This is a genomic window from Methylocaldum marinum (assembly GCF_003584645.1).
Taxonomy (GTDB): Bacteria; Pseudomonadota; Gammaproteobacteria; order Methylococcales; family Methylococcaceae; genus Methylocaldum; species Methylocaldum marinum.
This window is the reverse complement of sequence record NZ_AP017928.1, coordinates 1,823,947-1,843,666: the sequence shown is the minus strand read 5'-3', so window position 1 is coordinate 1,843,666 and position 19,720 is coordinate 1,823,947. Positions and strand designations below refer to the sequence as shown.

Annotated in this window: 15 protein-coding genes and 1 tRNA gene; 4 read left to right on the top strand and 12 right to left on the bottom strand. The window is 60.7% G+C overall.

The features are described from left to right. Positions 1-105: 105 nt before the first annotated feature. Positions 106-402, bottom strand: coding sequence for a hypothetical protein (locus sS8_RS28000; RefSeq protein ID WP_232020566.1), 297 nt, complete (start codon positions 400-402; stop codon positions 106-108). Between sS8_RS28000 and sS8_RS08040 the strand changes: the two genes are divergently transcribed. Beyond that, on the top strand, positions 401-1,603 hold the full coding sequence (locus sS8_RS08040) for an alpha/beta hydrolase family esterase (protein ID WP_232020565.1): 1,203 nt from the start codon (positions 401-403) through the stop codon (positions 1,601-1,603). The two genes, sS8_RS28000 and sS8_RS08040, sit on opposite strands and share 2 nt — an antisense overlap. On the opposite strand, the gene sS8_RS08035 is transcribed toward sS8_RS08040, so the two are convergent. Next, a complete protein-coding gene (locus tag sS8_RS08035) occupies positions 1,501-3,006 on the bottom strand; it encodes a phenylacetate--CoA ligase family protein (protein WP_179952403.1) in 1,506 nt (501 codons plus the stop codon). The genes sS8_RS08040 and sS8_RS08035 overlap by 103 nt on opposite strands. Positions 3,007-3,128: 122 nt before the next feature. Between sS8_RS08035 and sS8_RS08030 the strand changes: the two genes are divergently transcribed. Beyond that, positions 3,129-3,326 (top strand): hypothetical protein, encoded by a 198-nt coding sequence (locus sS8_RS08030; RefSeq protein WP_119629203.1) that lies wholly within the window; start codon positions 3,129-3,131, stop codon positions 3,324-3,326. A 204-nt stretch (positions 3,327-3,530) separates the two neighbouring features. Here the strand turns inward: sS8_RS08030 and sS8_RS08025 are convergent, their stop codons facing one another. The 9 genes from sS8_RS08025 to sS8_RS07980 all read right to left on the bottom strand — a co-directional run bounded on the left by sS8_RS08025 (position 3,531) and on the right by sS8_RS07980 (position 18,040). Beyond that, positions 3,531-5,477, bottom strand: coding sequence for a serine/threonine protein kinase (locus sS8_RS08025; protein WP_170160995.1), 1,947 nt, complete (start codon positions 5,475-5,477; stop codon positions 3,531-3,533). 439 nt (positions 5,478-5,916) lie between these two features. After that, on the bottom strand, positions 5,917-7,233 hold the full coding sequence (locus sS8_RS08020; protein WP_119629201.1) for a glycosyltransferase: 1,317 nt from the start codon (positions 7,231-7,233) through the stop codon (positions 5,917-5,919). A 290-nt stretch (positions 7,234-7,523) separates the two neighbouring features. Next, complete coding sequence (locus sS8_RS08015; RefSeq protein ID WP_197716708.1) at positions 7,524-11,933, bottom strand: non-ribosomal peptide synthetase; 4,410 nt, start codon at positions 11,931-11,933, stop codon at positions 7,524-7,526. 172 nt (positions 11,934-12,105) lie between these two features. After that, positions 12,106-12,369: a hypothetical protein gene (locus sS8_RS08010; RefSeq protein ID WP_232020564.1), complete on the bottom strand. Its 264-nt coding sequence runs from the start codon at positions 12,367-12,369 to the stop codon at positions 12,106-12,108. 617 nt (positions 12,370-12,986) lie between these two features. Beyond that, complete coding sequence (locus sS8_RS08005; protein ID WP_145986451.1) at positions 12,987-13,409, bottom strand: hypothetical protein; 423 nt, start codon at positions 13,407-13,409, stop codon at positions 12,987-12,989. Between the two features lie 54 nt (positions 13,410-13,463). Next, on the bottom strand, positions 13,464-14,198 hold the full coding sequence (locus tag sS8_RS08000) for a peptidoglycan DD-metalloendopeptidase family protein (protein WP_170160993.1): 735 nt from the start codon (positions 14,196-14,198) through the stop codon (positions 13,464-13,466). A 298-nt stretch (positions 14,199-14,496) separates the two neighbouring features. Further along, a complete protein-coding gene (locus sS8_RS07995; RefSeq protein WP_232020563.1) occupies positions 14,497-15,087 on the bottom strand; it encodes an RNA 2'-phosphotransferase in 591 nt (196 codons plus the stop codon). A 319-nt stretch (positions 15,088-15,406) separates the two neighbouring features. Next, positions 15,407-16,498, bottom strand: coding sequence for an IS5 family transposase (locus tag sS8_RS07985; RefSeq protein WP_119629194.1), 1,092 nt, complete (start codon positions 16,496-16,498; stop codon positions 15,407-15,409). Between the two features lie 486 nt (positions 16,499-16,984). Beyond that, positions 16,985-18,040: an IS630 family transposase gene (locus sS8_RS07980; RefSeq protein ID WP_232020562.1), complete on the bottom strand. Its 1,056-nt coding sequence runs from the start codon at positions 18,038-18,040 to the stop codon at positions 16,985-16,987. 296 nt (positions 18,041-18,336) lie between these two features. Here sS8_RS07980 and sS8_RS27570 point away from each other — a divergent pair, with 296 nt between their 5' ends. Further along, positions 18,337-18,543: a site-specific integrase gene (locus tag sS8_RS27570; RefSeq protein ID WP_145986450.1), complete on the top strand. Its 207-nt coding sequence runs from the start codon at positions 18,337-18,339 to the stop codon at positions 18,541-18,543. Positions 18,544-18,622: 79 nt separating this feature from the next. Here the strand turns inward: sS8_RS27570 and sS8_RS07975 are convergent. Beyond that, positions 18,623-18,697: transfer RNA gene (locus tag sS8_RS07975), tRNA-Val, on the bottom strand. A gap of 149 nt (positions 18,698-18,846) precedes the next feature. Here sS8_RS07975 and sS8_RS07970 point away from each other — a divergent pair. Beyond that, positions 18,847-19,641 carry a DNA/RNA non-specific endonuclease gene (locus tag sS8_RS07970; RefSeq protein WP_119629192.1) on the top strand — a complete coding sequence of 265 codons (795 nt, stop codon included), beginning with the start codon at positions 18,847-18,849 and terminating at the stop codon, positions 19,639-19,641. The last annotated feature ends 79 nt before the right edge of the window (positions 19,642-19,720 follow it).

The window sequence follows — 19,720 nt, the reverse complement described above, 5'->3', positions numbered from 1 at the left end:
TTCCACGCTTCAGCCTCGAATCAAGCTGCAGTAAACGTTCAACCGCTTCGAGCCTTTGTATACGGGCCTATAGACTACATTTGACTGAATGCAAATAGGTGAAGTTCAGACGACATATTTACCACCATGGCGAAAGCAATTGCGGTGATTTCGTACATGCAGAAGCCCACTAACTGAAACGGCTTTTGCAGTCCCTCGTCCTTCATTGGTGAGTTTTTTCCAGACCGTGATGGTCGGTTCGGAGATCGGAACGCTCACACCAGAATGGTGTCGAATGGGGAAAGGTCTGCGCCCGCCGGTCCAAAAAACCGGCTGTTTCGCTATTAGGACGTTGCCGGTTATCAGCAGGTCGGCCGGAAAAACGGTCATCAGGCTGGTCCAGGCTAAGGAGAGCACTGGCATGAGATCCCCATTCCCTACGAATTTTTCCAAGCCGAATTCGTGGCCGTCGCCGTTCGCCCGGCAGATGCGTGTTTTGCTCGTTGCCCTCGGCATGGCTGTCTCAGCCCTGTCAGCCATAGCGGGCTGGAATACAGAGGAGGAAGATATCGAGGGCCATCCAACCTGGATTTATACGCCGACTCATGCCCTGCCGAACGGCAAGCATCCCCTGCTGATCGTGTTGCACGGTTGCGCACAGACTCATACTCAGCTCAAAACGTTCGGAAACCTTGCGAATGCAGCCGAAGCCAACGGTGTGGTATTGGCTGTTCCCTTTGTTGGACTCGAGTTTTTCGGTACGCCACTGCAACAATGCTGGGATTACCATGAAGCCCGTGATAATAGGCACCATATCGCAGAACTGGTGCGGCTCGCAGACACGCTAAAGGCACGAACCGCGCTCAACGTCGATCCCCGGCATGTCTATATCGCCGGCCTGAGTTCGGGAGCCGCCATGGCGCTGGCGGTCTCGTGCAAGGCGCCGGATGTGTTTGCGGGCGTCGGGGCTGTAGCCGGTCCCTCGGTCGGCAGCTCGCAGTGCATGGCATTGAGCCCGGGTGCTGCAATTCCCCGGACCAACGTGTGCGATGCCATACGCACGTGTCGCTCGCTGGCCGCTAATAAAGCGTCCCACTTTGCCACGCAAATCGCGAACATAGCGTATGGCGACATGGACCTGGATGGTCCCAAGGCGATGTTCGCTCCGTCTCCGACCGATACGGAGCACGCCGGGCAATACAAGCTGGTGAGCACCCGCTGGAGTGAGGATAATGCGAAAGTCCTGCAGGAGATTTACGGCACCGGCGCGCTAGGTCCCGAGGAATCGGTGCAGAACGGTCTGGGTACGCTCCAGGTGGCGAAGAAAGGGAACGACTCTCGGCTATCGCTCCTGGTCGTACACGATGTGGGCCACGCCTGGCCTGCCGGCACCGGTGTCCCCAACGATACCGGCCAGGGCGGTTTGTGGATTGCCCCGCGCGGACTGAACTACCCGGCGTTCTTGGTGGATTGGCTGATCAGCAACAATCTCCGGGCAAGGTCCGGCCGGCGAATCCGGCATCATCGCCGGGTATACCGGTGTTTGACGCCCGCCGGAAAATATTCGGGGTCTTCGAACGGACGCAGCGTAACCTTGGGAAGCTGTTTTTCCACCGGGATATAGTTGGCGAATTCGCTGTTGAGGCGCAACAACTGTGCCTTGACCGATTCCGCGAGCGTCCGGCATTTCCCGTCGTCCGCCGTGGCGCCGGGCAGAAGTTCGGCGGTCACGCCGAGGTATTTGTCCCCGTCCGCCGATTCGATGATTTCAAGCACGAACTTTCCCGTCGCCCAGGCCATGATCTCCGGCTGCTCCAGGCCGACCGTCACGTTTTCCGGGTAGATATTGGCGCCGTAGAACGACACGGTGAAATCCGCGCGCCCGAAGACATAAACGAAAGGCAGGGAGCGGCAGGGCGTGGTTTCGTCCAGGCCGTAATCGGCCAACGGACCCGCGTTCCAGTCGTTCAGAAAGTCGCGCATCTCGCGGTAGCCGACGATCCCGCCCTTGTCGGCGATATGGTAGCGAATCAGCGGTACCCCGTTATCGCCGGAAACCACCAGGGTTTCCTCGTGAACCTCGAAAAACCGGCTGATCGGATCGTACTGGACCAGGGTCGGCAGGCGCGATTCGCCGAACAGTTCCCTGGCCGCCTTGGGGCAATCCGCCAGAAACCGGCGGATCGCGATGCTTACGGGTGTTTCGTTGCCCAATACCCCGGCGTCCGCCGTGCCGTAGAGCGAGGCCGAATCGTAGCACGGCGCGTTCGAACCGATCCGCCGGCCGACCAGGCTTCGCCATTCCTCGGAGAACACCTCGCCGGCGAAGACCATTTTCACTGAGTAGCGCCCCCATTCAATGCCGTCGGCAAGGCCGGCGTCGACCACATCCTTGATGAACGGCGGATAACCCAAGAGAACCGTTTGCTCGAAACACGGTGCGAGTTCCCGGATCACCCGGAAGATTTCTTCCTTTTTATTGCCGGGGGTCGCCACCATTAGCGGATATCCCTTGGCCGCAAGATGCCAGGCGCAGGACGTGGTGTACAGACCGCCAACCCAATTTCCGAGGGCGAAACAAACCACGGCCAGCGTACTGCGTTCATGTACCCTGAAGCTGTCGCGGAAAATCTGCTCGAAGCGGAGCGCGATATCCAGTTCGTCCAGGATCGATCTGGGCCATAAGGTGGGTTTCCCGGTCGAGCCCGAGGAAACCGCCACCCGGTCGCATTCAACCAGGCGGCCGTCGCGGCAGCGCTCCGCCAGGGCATGAACGTGCATGTAATTGGATTTATCGACCAGCGGAAGTCGGCGGAATGTGTCGAAGGATTCGACGCGTTCCGGCACCAGCTTACGGGCCGCCAGAAATGCCCGGTAAGCCGGCACGCTTCTCGCCGTGCGGTGGAAAAGGTCCAGCACGGCGGCTTCGGCGTCCATGGCGCTGCGCTCGTCCATCAGTTGGTCGAGCGATCCGAAGATGAATTTGTGGAGCCGGTTTTGAATTTCGGAGGTCCGATGGGTCAACACGATGTGCCGCTCCGATTAGAATGCTGTGATTTAAGAATTATGAACGTCGGCCATCTCGGGCGCTACTGCCGATCAATACTTTAGTGGCGTGCCGGCTTGGTGCCGAATCGGAATCGAAGTCGATGAACAAAGTATGGGTATTTCAGGAATCTACTCTCGAAACTGCACTGGACGAGTGGGTCCGGGATCAGATCGATCACTATCCGCAAAAAGAAGAACTCATCCGTACGGTAGCCCTGGCGATGCGCGATTTTCTGAATTCGCGGCAGGTCGCCGAGCACAAGATGGTGATGAAGGTGGCCGATAAACCCCGATTCTGAAACCGAAGCGTGCCGGCCGCCCGGACGATGCCTCGAAAATTTGCGTAAGGCGGGAGGCGGACACTTGACGGCATTCCGCTCGCGGAGGCGGGCGGGTCCGGGCTGCGGTCAAGGCGACGAGTCGCGACGGGTGCCGGTGATTCCGGCCGTGCTATCTGGAAATCGAGCCTTGAATTCCGGGTCGGCCGTGCCGCTATGGCGCGCTTATCGCCAATGCTCGAGCACCACCACCTTCCACGCGCGATTCTTGGTGGGCCACACCGTTTGCCAGGCGGCAATGTGACTGGGTTCTCGGCCGCCGGCGTGGGCCGGTCCGTGGTAATAGCCGATGCCGGCTTCCTGGTCGGCGATCTGTCTTGCCAGGTGACGCAACTCCGGGATTTTGTCCAAGCGTTGTTCGCGGAACAGGTTTTCCCCGATTTCGGCCGCATCGGTGTCGTACAGGATGAAACCGTCGTCCTGGATGATCCATACGGCTCTTTCGTGCGTCTGGAGTCCGGCGGGCAACAATCGTCCCAGGAATTCTGCGGGCTTCAGGCGTGCCAGAACGACCAGCGGTACATTTCTTCCGCCTTTTAGGGGTATCGCCAGGGTTAGGGCGTCGAAACCTTCGGGTGTGTCGTACACGCGGCTCAGCATGGGCTCGGCCGATTCCTCGGCGAGTTGTTCGTATTCGAAGCGGAAGGCGCCGGCGGGATTGGTCTCCCTGCGCTCGGCCGGCGCCAGGACGGTGATGTTTCCGGGACCGGACGCGGCGGCGAAAAGCTCTACCTCGGGATGCCGGGCCGACAGAGATGCTGCCGCGCTTTCGTCGGCGCCGAAATCGGGGTTCGAGCCTCCGAGCTGCGCCATGCCGTTCCGTATGGAAGCCACCGCCTCGGCGATGTCTTCCGCGATCTGAACCGCGGCTGTCAGGTTTTCGTTGGATATGCGGGTAACATCGGAAAGCGCGGTCTCGGCGCGCTGACGGGCGTGAACCGCTATCCCGCGCTCGGCTATGGCCAGTTCCCTCGCTTCCCGTGCATCCAGGGCAAAATCGAGCGCGAGTCCGGCGCCGATGGCGATGGCCAAGATCATTGCGAGTCCGGCGGACAGCGCCGCCTTGTTGCGAGCGACGAAGCGGCGCAGTAATTCGCCGCGCGAATAGGCATAAGTGCTTACCAGGCGTCCATCGCGGTAGGCGCGCAACTCATCGGTCAGGTCCGCGGCATCGCGGAAGCGGCGAAGCTTGTCTTTTGCCAGAGCCTTGTCGCAAATGGCGGTGAGCTCCGGTGGGGCGGGAACCGGCCCCTTCCGGGAGGAGGGCATCGGAGCCTCGGATTTGAGCCGTTCGACGATGGATGACAAAGTGCCCTTGAGCGGAGCTCGTCCGACCAGGATGTGATAGAGCACGCAGCCGAGGGCGAATACGTCGGTGCGCGCGTCTACCTCGCCGTAGCGGCTATCCACTTGTTCGGGCGCCATGTACGTGGGGGTTCCGAGGATTTCCCCGACTTGCGTAAGATCGTCGGATTCGGGTACTGCGGATGTCCCCGATACGGCCGGGCCGAAGAGGTCGCCCTGGGTGCCGATCTTGGCGAGTCCCCAGTCCAGAATGATGGTTTCGCCGAAATGTCCCAGCACGATGTTGCCCGGTTTAAGATCTCGGTGCACCACGCCCTTGGAATGGGCGTAAGCCATGGCTTCGCAGACGTCGATCAGCCGGTCGAGCAATTGCAGACGTTTGGCCAAACCCTTCTCGGGTGTCTCCGAATCGCACGCGGCAAGCGCTTCGGCCAATGTTTGTCCGCGCACGAAACGCATGACGTAATAAGGCGAACCTTCCGGGGTTGTTCCGATGTCGTAGACCGGAACGATGCCCGGATGCTCCAGGCGTCCCGTGATCTGGGCCTCGCGCAGGAAACGCAGGCGGATGCTGGGATCGAGGGCTTCGTTCGACGCGAGCATTTCCTTGATGGCGACCTGGCGTCCGATGCGCTCGTCGAATCCGAGCAGTACCCGGCCCACTCCGCCCGTGCCGACCGTGCCGCAAAGGGAAAAATGCTCCGCGAGCCTACGGTCGGTTTGGGATGGCTGCGGACCGCACAGGGGCTCGATCCGGTGGTTCAGCACCGTGTAGTCGTCCAGGTCGGGAATAATGTTACCGCTCATTTTCCGTTGGCATTGAATGGTGAAACTATCAATCGTTTGATATTCCTTGATTGACCCCTGGCAGGTTCCGTGCACTCGCATGGCATCTTGAACCGAGCGGGCGAAGCGGGACCGCCCATCCTTCCGGCCGCTGCACGCCGAATACGACCCGCTGGGAAACCTAGAATTAATGTAGTCGGTGATCGGCGAAGGGACAAATGGAGACTGATGATCACGACGGCAGGCGGGTTACCGTAGAGCCGACTGTCGGACATGCTCGAGCATGCGGCGGACGGGGCGGCCGGCTCGTCTCGCGCAAGAAGGCGCAACGCCGCCCATTTGTCCGCCGGCCGCGCAATCGAGTGCGTTGCGGCTTCACCCAAGCGGTGACACTGATGGTGGGAATGGACGAATCCATGCGGCGTTTCTATGCAAATCAGCGGTCGGCTGCCGCACCTCTTCACCGCATTCCGTCCAGGGCGTCGCCGCCCGCGGCAAGCGCCTCGACCAGCGTCGCGATTTCCTCGAGTGCGTTGTGACGGGCAAAGTCGGCCCGTAGGGCTTGCGCCCGGTGACGGAACTGCGGCTGAGTGAGTATCGCGTGGACAGCGTCGCGGATCTGCTTCGCCGCGGGGCGTCCGGTTCGAAGATTGATCCCCGCGCCCGTCCATGCGACTCGGGCGGCAATCTCCGGTTTCTCCTCGCTATCTCCGGCGACCACGAGCGGGACGCCCATGCTGAGGGCATGATTGACCGCGCCATAGCCGCCGTTGGTCACCAAGACGTCGACTTTCGGCAGCAACCGGTCAAAAGGCAGGAAGGTCACCGCTCTCGCATTGGCCGGCAGCGCGACCGGTATCGCCTCGATCGGGGGGCCGCCGGTCGTGGCGACGACCGTCACCTCGTCCTCTGCCAGCGCGGTCAGGGTGGGTGCGAGGAGTTGGCCGAGATCGTCATTCGCGAGGGTGCCCTGGGTGACGAGTATCACCGGGCGCTGCCTGTCGAGATCGTCCCACCAGGCCGGCGGCGTGAAATCGGTGCCGGGCGGCGGGAGCAGCGGACCGACGAAGCGGACATTGCGGGGCAGGTCGCTGCGCGGATATTCGAATGCCTCGGCAGTCAGTTGCAGATAGAGGTCGGGCAGCGTGATCATGCTGTCGAACAGGAAGGCGGGCAGGGGCGATGAACCGCCTTTGGCGAGAATGCCGTTGAAGTATTGTTGCACGGGGCCGAAAACCGTCTGCTGCACTTGGCGGTTCAGGGCCTCATTGCGCTTGCGGCCCTCGGGCGTGGAGGACGGCGGCATGACCAGCCCGAAAGGCGCGGTATCCATGCTGGACAAGGCCAGGGCCGTGATCCCGAGGGAGACGACCGGCGGCCGGGCCTCTCGAGGTCCGAGCAGAAGCGGAAAGGTGCCGCAGAACATCGTGTCGACGATGATCGCATCGGCGGGGAAGTCGTGGAGAATGGCGCGGATCCCGGCATGCTGATGAGGTATCGCATCGGCGAAAAGATGCTTCAGTCCGAAGAACATCCGTGCCGGGCCGGGCGGGATCTTGGCGCGCTCCGGGAAATACTCGTCGATCCGCCGATAGTCGAGATCGATCTCGCGGCGAAAAGGGACGAAGGCGGCGCCGGTTGCCTCGGCCCTCTCACGGAAGAGGCTGCCCGTGTGCACCAGGACCTCGTGACCTCGGCTGCGGAGATGGCGGCTCACGGCCAGCAAAGGCAAGACGTGGCCGGGTACGGCCGTTGCCGCGATAAGGAACCTTGCCATCACGTTTCTCCTATTCTGTAAGCGGATGAGTGGAAAGCTAGTGCGCAGCTTTCGTCGGCAAGGGATTACCGACCTACGACTGTGCGCCTGGTAGGTCGGGAATCCCTTCCCGACGTCACGGCCCGACCGAGCGTCTGCGTCGGCAAGGGATTACCGACCTACGACCGTGCGCCCTGTAGGTCGGGAATCCCTTCCCGACGTCACGGCCCGGCCGAGCGTCTTTGTCGGCAAGGGATTGCCGACCTACGACCGAGCACCCCGTAGGTCGCGAATTCCTTCGCGTACCCCCTCTAAGCCCTTGCTTCGCAGGGCCTGGGCAAGTCAAGTAAGCCTTGGATTTCCAGATTGATCAAATAGCGTTCGAGAAGCGTCTGACTGACGGGACGTATCGCAGCGCCAAGCGCTTCCAGCCGTGCCCGGGTAGCGTCCGACCTGATCTCCGGGGCCGCTGCCGAGCTGTCATATTTCGACAGGATTGACAGGACGGCCGAGAGATCGTCGTCATAGGACTCGGCAAGTCGGTTGCGCGCACGGTCCATCCAGTGATCCAGCGAAACCAGATCGAGCCGCAGACCCAAGCGATCGAAGACCGAAGGAATGTCACTCATGTGGAGGGCTTCGCCGCTCATGGGATGGTAGACCCGCCCCCGGGACGCATCGGCGCTCGAAAGACGGACGATCGCTCGGGCGACATCGTCCGCCGGAGCCATATTCAGCCGCACATCGAGATCGGGGACGGCCTCGAGCTCGGCACAGATCCGGAAGAGGCGCCAGATCAGATCCGTCTCGTTGCAGATCGCATGCGCATAATCTCCGGTGACGGAGCCCAGGCGATAGATCGCCACGGGCAGTCCGCGCGCCTGCGCTTGCCGGGCGAGGCTATCGCCGATCCACTTGCTCTGATTGTAGCCGCCGACCAGCCCCCGCCAGGATTGTAGGTCCGACTCCTCGGACACCGGGTCGGTACCGGCCGTCGGGTCGATCACGCCCAGGGTCGAAATATAGTGCAGGCTCTTGGGTCGTCCGTTCGCGGTCCAATCGAGCAGTGTGACCAGACTGTCCACGTTGGCCGGCTTCAAAGTGGAGTATGGCTGCAGGAAATCCACCTGGGCGCCGCAGTGATAGATGGCGTCGCACTCGTCCCGCACCAGGGCGATTCCGCTTTCGTCGAGCCCCAGGTTCGGATCGGCGAGATTTCCGGTCAGCACATCGATGCGATGGGCGTCCCAAACTTCGGAAAGTTTCCGCCGATCCAGCGCCTGTTTCAGACGGGCTTGTGCCGATTGCCGGCTGGGCGCGCGGACGTGACAGACAATGTGGGCGTCAGTCTCGCGCATGAGGTTCGCGAGAAGATGGCTCCCGACGAAGCCCGTTGCGCCCGTCAGGAAGATCCGCTTGGCATCGCCCGGGGCACATTCGCGCCACGGCTTGATATGGGCCGGCAGGGAGAGGTCGCGAGACAGGTCGGGCGTATCGGTTCCTTCGCTGACGAGCAGCGCTGGCGGTTCCCGTTCGATACCGGTCGGATCGAAACCGGTGATCGGGGAATCCGCCTTGATCTCGTCCGGAAGGGGGACGGGCCGTAGCAGCGCCAGGGCCTCGTCGAGACGTTCGGCGAGACCCGCGATGGTGGAGACCTCGAAAACCATTCCGAGCGGCAGCTCGACCGAGAAGGCGGCCTGGATTCTCGCGGCCAGATGCGTGACCAGCAGGGAATTGCCGCCGAGTTCGAAAAAGTTGTCGTGGACGCCGACCCGTTCGAGCCCGAATGTCTCGGCCCAGAGATCGGCCAGCACCTTCTCGGTCGGCGTGCGCGGAGCGGTGTAATCCGAGGTCGCCTGCCGCTCCGGTGCCGGCAGGGCCTTACGGTCGAGCTTGCCGTTGGCGGTCAGCGGCAACGCATCGAGCGTAACGAAGATTGCCGGCGCCATGTAGTCCGGCAGGGTTTCGGCCAGATGTCGGTGGAGATCGCTCGGCGATGGGCTGCAACCCGGGGCGGGGACGACATAGGCGACCAGGTGCTTATCGTCGGGCCGGTCCCCGCAGGCGATGACGACGGCCTGGGCGACGCCGGGATGGGTGACGAGGGCGGCTTCGATCTCTCCCGGTTCGATGCGGAAGCCACGGATCTTGACCTGGTGGTCGATGCGGCCGAGAAAGTCGAGCGCGCCGTCAGGACGCCAGCGGGCGAGGTCGCCGGTGCGATACATGCGGGTACCCGGCGGCCCGAAGGGATCGGCGATAAAGCGTTCGGCGGTCAGGTCGGGGCGGCCGAGATAACCGCGCGCCAGCCCTTCGCCGGCAATGTAGATCTCGCCCGTGATGCCGGCCGGGACGGGCTGCAGCGCGCGGTCCAGGACATAGATCCGGGTGTTCCGGATCGGCCGGCCGAGAGACGGCATCACGGCGCCCGACAGATCCTGGCTCAGGGTGGCGCAGATGGTCGCCTCGGTAGGTCCGTAGGCGTTGATCATCCGCCGACCCTCCGACCAGCGGGCGATCAGATCCGGCGGGCAGGCGTCGCCGCCGACGATGAGGGTCCGAAAGTCCTCGAAGCAGTCGGGCGGCAAGCCGGCGAGCACCGCCGGCGGAATCAGTGCATGGCTGACGGCGTGCCGTTTCAGCGTGTCGGCAAGGATTTCGCCGACCAGCGCGCCCGGCGGCGGGACGACCAGGGCCGCTCCGGCGGGAAAGGTCATCAGCAGTTCCATGACGGAGGCATCGAAGCTGAAGGACGCAAACTGCAGGATGCGTGATTCGGATGTGATCCCGAAATGCTCGATCAGGGCTTCGGCGAGATTCGGCATTCCGGCATGGGGGACGACGACGCCTTTCGGCGTGCCGGTGGATCCCGAGGTATAGATGACATAGGCGGCATGATGGGGGGAGAGCGGCAGGATGCGCTCGGCATCGCCCGGGTTGGTGTCCGGGGCGAGGGCGAGAGCCTCGGCAGTCTCCGTCCGGTCGAGGATGATCCGCGGCATCGCCTCGGGCAGACCGGGCGCGATCGCCGTGTTGGTGATCACACAGGCCGGGCCGGCATCCTGGCATATGAAATCGATCCGCTCGGCAGGATAGTTCGGGTCGATGGGCAGATAGGCGGCACCGGTCTTGAGGACGGCGAGCAGGCCGATGATCATGTCCGCCGAGCGGGGAAGGGCGACGGCGACGATGCGCTCGGGACCGCCACCCCGGCCGATCAGGAAATGCGCGAGCCGGTTGGCGCGGGCATTCAGTTCGGCATAGCTCAGCACGCCGTCGTCGAATACCAGCGCGGTGGCCTTCGGACGGCGAGAAGCCTGAGCTTCCAACTGCGCCGGCAGGGTGGTCTTCGGAATGGGGTGCGCGGTGTCGTTCCAGTCGACCAGAACCTGCCGGCGTTCCACGGGGTCGAGGATGTCGATCCGCCCGACGAGCAGGCCGGGACCGCGCGAAATGGAGTCCACCAGCCTCAGGAAACGTCGCTGGTGAGCGGCCAGATCCTCTGCGCAGTACAGGGCGGGATTGGCGTCGAAGTCGATCCTGAGACCTTTGCCGTCGCCCCGATCGTAAACGAAAATGGCGAGATCATCGACCGAACCGTTCGAAAGGTTATGCACGGTTACAGGATGGCCGGCGAAGCGAAGATCATAATCGAACGGCTCGATGTTGATGACCATCGAAAAGAGATGCCGGTTATCGGCCATAAGATTGAGATCTCGCCGCAAGTCCTCGTAGCGGTAGCGCTGATGCCGAAGAACCTGGCGGACTTCCCGTCCGACTTGGTGGAGGAGTTCGCTCATGCTCATGTCCGGAGCCATTGCGAGACGCAGCGGCACTGCATTGGCAAGCATGCCCGGAACGCACCGCAGGCGGCTATTGGTCCGCGCAGTGACCGGAAGGCCGATAACCAGATCCTCCACGCCCGTTACCCGGTAAAGATAAGCGGCGGTTGCGGCGATCACGATCTGCGGCAGGCTGGCTCCGGCCGTCTGCGCAATCCGCTGCAACCGGTCCACGCTTTCGGATGAAAGATGCGACGTCTGGCGGAGCAGACCGCCGATATTCGGCGAACGCCGGCTCGCCAGGCTGAGGGGTTCCGGCCGATCGCCGAAGCGGCCCAGCCAGTATTCGCGGTCGCGCGTGAACCGCTCCGACTCGCGATAGATGGCCTCTTCCTCGATCAGGAGGGACAACGGACCGAACGCCCCGGCTTCAGGGGCGGGCCTCCCTTCGACGAGCGCGGTGTAGAGGTCTGCGACGCGCCGGGCAAAAAGTCCTCCGGTAAAGCCATCCATGATGATATGGTGGCTGCGGTGATACCAGAGGAAGCGGTCGGGTGCGACCTTGAACAGGGCGGACGCCCAGAGTTGACCGGTCAGAAGATCGACCGGCCGGGTCAGTTCGGCCATCATCCAGCGTTCCGCGGCGCGCGGGTCCGGTTCGGTACTGACATCGATAAACGGGATGTCTCCATCGAAAGAGGGGGCGACGATCTGCCGCGGCCCATCGATCTCCTCGATGAAGCGGACACGCACCGTGTCGGCCTCCATGGCTGCCTGCCGCAACGCGGCCTCGAACAGGGCAGGATCAATCGGCCCATGGATTTCGATGGACTCGGCAAGATTGAATATCGAGTCCGGTGAACTGAACTTCTGCATGAACCACATGCCGGTTTGCGCGGCCGACAGAGGCAGCACGTTTTTAATTTTGTCAATCATGTTTATGGTGCACCTTATCCGTGTAAGCCTCGAGAGAAGATCGACTCCTGAGAGCCTCCCCCAGTAGACAGGTGTCGCGCCCGATGATGATGCCTCAGGTTAAATGCAGCATGGCGAGAAACGCATCGACACGCTTCTGCCGGTGGATCGGTAGACGAAGAAGCCGGTTAAATCACCTGTGACTTTGCTTCACGATCCGGTGCTGCGCCTTGAAGCCGACCTCGCATTTGAGCACATGCGCTTGTTCACCCCGCGTCCGGATGTGCCGTACAGTGAATCCCCCCGCCAAGGCGCGAACCTCGCCATAATTGTAGCCCGTGTCCGGGCATAATCCCTGCCGCTGTTTCAGGCCGGGTTCGGGGCGCTGCACGATGATCGCTTCCGATTTGGGTCGCGGCGGTTTGACGTTCTGCCGATGGGCTCCGTCAACCACCAATGCCGTTAAGTTAAGGGGTCATTTGTATTGACGTCGAGGTTTTGGCTTGATGCGGGATTGGGGTCTTGGTGCCTTTCGATCGGGCCGTTTGAGCGCCAGGGTTCTGGCATAGAGCTCGATAAGGGTGAGGATTTGGCTGGGGGATACGCGCTGGATGAGCCAGCAGAATAGACGCGTCTTCAGGGAGTTGAGGACATAGGTCACATTGGGGTCATAGCGTGGGGCCTTGTCTTCGGGCAGGGTGTCGTAGGCGGAGCGGGCGAGGGCTTCGGCGAGGTTGAAGGTGAGGATGCGCTGCCGGGAGAAGGCGGTTGGGCGGGTGCGATGGTCGGCGATGAACTGGGGATCGTGAAGCGTTTTGGTGAGATCGGCAAGAATACCGGCATGGATAGTGCTAAGCGACCTTCATTGATTAATCCTTTGTTTTCAGATAGTTACGTCACATAGTATACCACAAGCTCCTTAACTTAACGGCATTGGGACACGGGGGGGATCCTGTCAACCATCCATGGACTCTGGATTCCCGCAGTCCATGCCGGAATGACGTCTATGTATCATATGTATCATATGTATCAACAGCGCAAATGGATTTTTCGTTGAATACTGGCCGGGACACTTCATTCTGCATTCGCGTTGTCGATGTAAGTGAATCGGTAATTTCCCCGTTTGAGCTCGAATCCGAAGCCGATCGCGAGATTGTCGTTGTCGCAGTCGAGGATATAGCCAGGGTAGCCTTCCATGGATTGCGGACGTTTCTGCGCGACGCACTGCCTCACGGCGTCCCCGAATATACGCGCAAAGCGCTGTTCCAGGACCGAAGCGCTGACGATCTTGCCGCCGAAATCATTGGCTCGGATCGGGAATGCCGAAATTCTCGCAACCCCCTCGGCATCCCCCGCCTGAACGGCAGTACGAAACGCTGCCCATGTCTGCTGTAGGTCGGCCGGCAACGGAGGCTCGTCGGCGCCGCAACCGGTGCTCCAAACTATGAGCAGGCAAATGAGCTTTCTATGCAACGGCATTGATTTGAACGTGGTCATCGGCACCTCGAAAGGGCGTGGCTACAAGCGTCCGGCCCCGGATTTCGGTCTTCTTCAGGCAAGTACGGCGGCATCCAGGAACTCGGTGGGGTTGGCCAGATCCGATCTCCGTTGAAAGGGTCTGTTGCCGCGGACGGTCAAATTTCCGGAACCGGACCCCGTATAGAATTCGAGATGCAGCATGGATCGACCGCTGCCCAGTTGCCCCACGTAGGTGATGACCTGCCCGCGTTTGACCTGGCTGCCGCGTTTCAGGCCGACCGCGGCCCCCGAAATCTCGCCGTAGCGGGCGATCCAGCCGTCCGCGTGGCGTATTTCCAGAGCGTTGGTCCCACTGTAGAAATAATAGGGATCGGCATTGACCTCGCCGTCGTCCATGGCAAGGATCGGTGTGCCGGGCGAAGCGAGCAGATCGCAGCCGGCATGCCGGCGCTTGCCCCCGTCGCGTCTGGCACCGAACTCGCGAGCCCCGCTCTTGTAGCTGGCCGTTGGCCTTTTTCGCAGCGGAAACACCAAGGTCGAGGTCACCTTGATCAGGGTGGGAGCGGGAGCCGGGGGCTCGGCGACCGCCCTGGGACGGGCAACGAGCGCCTGGAAGGTGCGGCCGTCCGGATCGATCCTGCCGTCGGGGACCTTGAGGCGAATCACCTCGCGTTGGAACTTCAATATCACCTCGATCGTTTTCGGGTCAAGCACGCGGTCTTCGGCGATCTCGCGGGCACCGATCATGAGATGCCGGTTGGCGTTGAGCAGCCGCTGCACCAGCAGTACGTCTTCAGGCGCGTTCACGCCGTTCATTCCTACCGACGAGGAAATCCGAGAATTCGACTTTGGCTCCTTTTGCCTAGTTCGAGAACACCCTGACTGGCCGGCAGGGCACGGTTTGACAGCTCGGCTGCCGCCATCGTCCACCGCGGATGACATGGACTAGGCTCGACCGCTACATGCGCGGGCGCGCCGAATGCTACCCATATCGGAAGCTCTAATCAAGCACTCGACGTGGGGAAATAGGCAGTGGCGGATATCCGGTCAAGCCGGAGACGCGAACGCCATCAAATAGGCTTCATCGAATTCGATAGTTGACGATTTATTTATCCAGGTCTGCATTTAAGAACTCTGGCGGTACCCAATCGGTTAGCCAGACGCCGTTCTCAGCCAAGAAGAACTTGAAGCCCTGCTGGTGCATCCGCAGGGCTTCAATTTTTAGAACAACCGGCTTGCCGTAGCGCTGGCCGACGGCGACCGCTGTTTGTTCGTCTTGCGTTAAATGCACATGGTGGCGCTTACCGGGGCGCAATCCCTCCTTCAGAATCGATTCCAAGAAGCGTGCAGCCGTACCGTGATAGAGAAACTCTGTGGGTATTTTCTCTGGATAAGTAATGGCAACGGTTTTGGCCGAATGGCCTTGAGCTGCACGAATCCGTAAACCGTCTTCTGAAATGGTGAAGCGCTTCTTGTCGCTGGTATCCATGACTTGCTGAATCAGATCGCGATTTAATATTGTTCCGGCTTGCCTGGCCCCCTCAATGAGGGCCGCGATATCAGCCCAGCCTTCGCTGTCCAACGTGAGGCCAATGGCCTGCGGTTCGTGGCGTAGTACGTAACTTAGAAATTTGCTGGTGTCTTCAAGTGACTTGCTCATGTGCTGGTTGTAGTAAGTCTTGTAGCGAATATCCAAGCCGGGCGTTTACCTACCGGCTATCCTTGCTCCCACGGCTTCTTGTCTTGTCTTGTCCTGCCCTGCCGCATCGCGCCTACCGTGCATGACGGCGAGGATGAGCACGCGATCGGATTCCAGGCGGTACATTACCCGATAGCCCCAACCCTTTAACAGGCTGTTGAAATTCGCCTCCATGCCTTCGGCTTTACCCCTTATCGGCGGCTTAATTTTTAGTGCTGAAGGTCCTTTTAGCTCTGAAATCCCGGTTCTAGCCGGTTTTCATCCCCCCGCTTGGGGGTTCTTGCCGCCTTTCGGCGAATTTTGGGCAGACGCCCGCCTAGGCCGTCGACCATCGCCAGCCGAACAGCCCACCCAACCGGGTCAGGTTGTAGGCGGCGAAAGTGAACACGGTCTGGGCCGCCACCTTCTTCAAACCCCGGAACCGGGTCTGGCGTAACCCGCCCACGGTTTTCGACCACCCGAAGATTTCTTCCACCCGCTTGCGCATTTTCAGGCGGGTCCGGTAGCCGGGGTGTCGGGTGGTGCGGCCATCGATGGCGGAGCCTTTTTCCTTCCGGGCGACATGCGGCGTGACCCGCTGCTCCCGGAGAGCTTGCACGAACTCCGGCACGTCGTAAGCCTTGTCCGCCCCGACCGTCGCGCCGGGCTTCGTGACGGTGCGACCGATCATGATCTTGGCCGCGTCCCGTTCCGCCGTGCCGGTGGCGTGCGTCACCTCGACATCCACGACCAGGCCGGTCCGGTTTTCCATCAGGGCATGGCCCATGAAGCACAGTTGGGCTTTATCCCCTTCGCTTTTCTTGTAAAGGCGAGCCTCCGGCGGATCAGTGGTCGAGGCGTGGGTCGCGTTGGCGCGCTTTTCGCCCTTGAAATCGACTGACGGATTCCGGCCGCCGGCCTCCGGCGGGGGCGAACTGCCCTCCTTTTTCACAAAGCTCTTCATGGAGGCCCACGCCTGGATCAGCGTGCCGTCCACCGAGAAATGCTCGTCCGACAAAAGGTCCCGCCATTCCGCCAGCAACACGACCCGCTCGAAAAACAGCCGGGAAATCCGCTCGTTCAGCAACCGATCCCGGTTGGCGCTGAAGGTGGAGTGGTCCCAGACCTCGGCATCCAGCGTCAGCCCGACAAACCAGCGGTACAAAAGATTGAATTCGATCTGCTGGACCCACTGCCGCTCGGAGCGGACAGAGAACAAGACTTGGATGAGACTGGCGCGCAGCAGCCGCTCCGGCGGAATCGACTCCCGGCCGGTCCGGGCATAGAGGGCATCAAATTCCGAGTCCAGCGTGGTCAGCAGAAGGTCGACCACGGCCCGGAGCTTGCGAAGGGGATGATCCTTGGGAATCCGGTCTTCCAAGGTTCGGTAGCTGAAGAGTTCTTGCTGGGTGATGTCGGCGCCGCGCATGAAAGAGTCCAAAGTATCTTGAAATGATATTATTTTGCCATGACAAACAATCGTTTATGCCTATTTTAGGCGCTCCATCCAACGAATTTATGCGGCTTCCGGGGCCGAGAAAATCAACAGCCTGCTAAATGCCTGGACGTACGGCCAACGGTGAAGGAGAACAATAGTGTTAGCTTGGGCCTGCTCGTTTAACCAAATAGAGGGAAATCCCCAGCAAAGCCTGGGAGACCGTAGCAGTTTGACATTTACGGGAGTCCATCAGGAAAATTCTGCGACGTGAGCCGCCAAGCGCACGACTTGTGGAGAATCCTGATGTTCGAGGCCCATACCCGGCCCAGAGCGGCCACCTGAAAATCCCTCTGCAGCCGATTCGGAAACACCGGTTGGCCATGCGCGTTGTTCGTTGTCACCCGATAGCGCACCCACACTCCAGCCTCGCGCATCAGTCCACGTGCTTGGTAGCGGCCGACCCGGTAGTTCTGGTGCTTAATTACGTAAATTAACGATAGTCTTTTTGAGTTGACTGCCGTGCACTTCGCGTTTGCGCCATTTGAATGGGCGTGGATTTTGGGAAGAGTTGGCAATGAACGCTTCAATAGCGTTCCGTAACTCAGCGATGCTGGAGAAACTGGCCCCGCGCAAGGCTTTCCGACTCAGGATACCGAACCAGATTTCCACTTGGCTCAACCAACTGGCCGAGGTTGGCGTAAAGTGAAAATGAACCCTGGGATTCTTGGCCAACCAGTCCTCGTTGCGCTTGTGCGTGCAATAGTTGTCCAAAATCACATGTAATTCCTGGTCCGCCGGGGTCTCGGCGACGACTTGGTCCATGAAGGCCAAGAAATCCTCGCGGGTTTTCGTGGCGGTGGTTGCGCTGTGAACGTGCCCGGTGGCTACTTGCAGCGCCGCAAATAAGTTGAGTGTGCCATGGCGCTTGTAGGTACTTTTGAAGCCCCGGACGATTTTTCCGCTGTCGGTCTCCACGTAACCGCTCGCCCGCTCCAACGCCTGAATGCTCGGTTTCTCGTCCACGCAAATTACGAGCGCGTTGGTCGGTGGCGCCAAATAGAGCCCGACAATATCGGCGGCTTTGGCCACGAACTCCGGATCGGTGCTAACGCACCAGGAACGTTGCCGTTGCAGGCAAATCCCCTCCTGCCGCAAAACCCGCCATACCGCGTGTGGCGAAACGCCCAAGCGCCGGGCCACGGCACCACCATCCCAGACCGCCTGTCCAGGGGGCGGCGATTCTTCCAAAACGCCCAGAATTTGCTCGCGCAAATCGGGCGGCAACTGCCGAGGCGCGCCGGGCCGTGGCCGATCTTCCAGCCCCGCCAGTCCTCCCGCGGCAAAGCGATCGCGCCACTTGATGACGGTGTTGGGACGGGTGTTGAGTGCCCGCGCCAATTCCATGACACCTCGTCCGTCCAGGCACCCCAAGATAATGCGTGCCCGAAACACGTTTCTGTGCAATTCCGTTTGGCTGCTCCTCCGCTGTTCCAGAATCCTTCGGGTCTTCTCATCACATGTCAGTTGCTGCATCTGAGTCATATCACCAAGATGCAGCATATCGGTGTTTAATGCAAGTAAGCACTAGTACTTCATCACGATGGACGTGATGGATCGAGCCGCTTGAGTTTTTTTCGCTGGCATCGGTCACGGAGAAGCGCCAGTCAATGTGCCTGGGTAGCGTTCCGATGCGATTCTAAGGTGACGGTTTCGCATTTGAACGTGTCCTCGTCTGGGATCGGTTACGGTTTCGGGTCGAGTTCAGAGCCCGGCATTGTCCGAGTAGACCCTGGGTGTTCTGCCATCAGAACGGTGAAAGGATTCAGAATGTGAAGCGAAGCTTTGCGGCGGCGTGCCAGAGAGCGGGTCTCGAGGATTTTCATCCGCAACGGCCTTCGCCATACCTGTGCGGCCTGGTTGGTCCAGGCGGGAGTGTCGTCTGGGAAGTTGCCGAATTGCTACGCCATGCCGACATTCACATCACCATGTGCTATGCCCATTTAGCGCCGGAGAATATGCGGGCAGCCGTGAGGTGACTGGAAGCCGTCGCGTCATGCTTGAGTCACGGTAAGGGAAGCGGAGCGTGACTTAGGTCATGTAAGTTGGTGATTTGTATGGTGGGCGGTGTAGGGTTCGAACCTACGACCCCTGCCGTGTGAAGGCAGTGCTCTCCCGCTGAGCTAACCGCCCGCCGGTTGGTTTGTCGGTGAAAAGATCACAATTTTTGTTGCTGCTGTCAATGCCCGGCACGGTTATCCGATCGGGCGGCGGTGTTTCCCGGAAACGTTCGATCATCATCTACGGTTTTGATAGACTTCGCGCTTTTTTTGCCGAGTTCCATGCGACGTCTTATCTTACTGCCTTTGATCCTTTCCGTTGCACTAAGCGCTTGTACCATCGTCCCCCGCGGAGGCGTCTCTGCCGATACGCCGTCGCGCGCCGGCAAAATCGCCCTGCCGCCGACCGAGATTCATCGCGAAGGAAACTTCCTTCGACTCGACTACGAAGGTTTCACCGTGTGGATCGACTGCGAGAAGCGCGGTGCGGTCAAATTCCGCTACAACGCTCAGCACGACGACGGTAAGGAGCCTCGCTCCGATAGCTTCAGGATCGATCCCTACGTTCCGAAGGAATGCCAGCAAATCAGCGCAAAAGGTTACGGCCACGGGTACGATCGCGGGCACCAGGTCCCGGCCAACCATCTGGACGATTCGGCGGTGGCGATCAAGCAGAGCAATTACATGACCAATATCCTGCCGCAGGTTTCCCAGATGAATAGGGGTGCATGGAAGCTCACCGAGGAGATCGTCGAGTGCTACCGGGATATCGATGAACTCTTGGTCATCGGCGGGGTGATTTGGGGCAACAACCCGGCCGATGATTACTTCGTCAAGACTCACGGCGTGAAAACGCCGGATGCGTTCTGGAAGGTAGTGGTGCGCGGGGATGGACGGGCTATCGCCTGGATCGTGCCGAATACCAAGGATGCGGTCGAGAAGGAACTCGATCGCTATCTGGTGACCGTCGCGGATATCGAGCGTCTCATCCGGGAGAAATTGCCGGTTGCGGGCGATGCCAGGACCACCAAGCCGAAAGCGTCCTGGGTGGTGCCGATAGGCTGCGATAAGGGGTAGGGCGTCGCAGGCGGCTTGGCCCGCCGGTTCGCGAAATCCCATTTCGGAGACATATTTAGCGCTTGCTGTACAAAATGGG

Bases quoted from the DNA above. Each gene is read 5' to 3' on its own strand.
- sS8_RS08040 (WP_232020565.1), top strand. From the start codon at position 401: ATGAGATCCCCATTCCCTACGAATTTTTCCAAGCCGAATTCGTGGCCG.
- sS8_RS28000 (WP_232020566.1), bottom strand. From the start codon at position 402: ATGCCAGTGCTCTCCTTAGCCTGGACCAGCCTGATGACCGTTTTTCCG.
- sS8_RS08030 (WP_119629203.1), top strand. From the start codon at position 3,129: ATGAACAAAGTATGGGTATTTCAGGAATCTACTCTCGAAACTGCACTG.
- sS8_RS08025 (WP_170160995.1), bottom strand. From the start codon at position 5,477: ATGAGCGGTAACATTATTCCCGACCTGGACGACTACACGGTGCTGAAC.
- sS8_RS08020 (WP_119629201.1), bottom strand. From the start codon at position 7,233: ATGGCAAGGTTCCTTATCGCGGCAACGGCCGTACCCGGCCACGTCTTG.
- sS8_RS08015 (WP_197716708.1), bottom strand. From the start codon at position 11,933: ATGATTGACAAAATTAAAAACGTGCTGCCTCTGTCGGCCGCGCAAACC.
- sS8_RS08005 (WP_145986451.1), bottom strand. From the start codon at position 13,409: ATGACCACGTTCAAATCAATGCCGTTGCATAGAAAGCTCATTTGCCTG.
- sS8_RS07985 (WP_119629194.1), bottom strand. From the start codon at position 16,498: ATGCGCGGCGCCGACATCACCCAGCAAGAACTCTTCAGCTACCGAACC.
- sS8_RS07980 (WP_232020562.1), bottom strand. From the start codon at position 18,040: ATGCAGCAACTGACATGTGATGAGAAGACCCGAAGGATTCTGGAACAG.
- sS8_RS07970 (WP_119629192.1), top strand. From the start codon at position 18,847: ATGCGACGTCTTATCTTACTGCCTTTGATCCTTTCCGTTGCACTAAGC.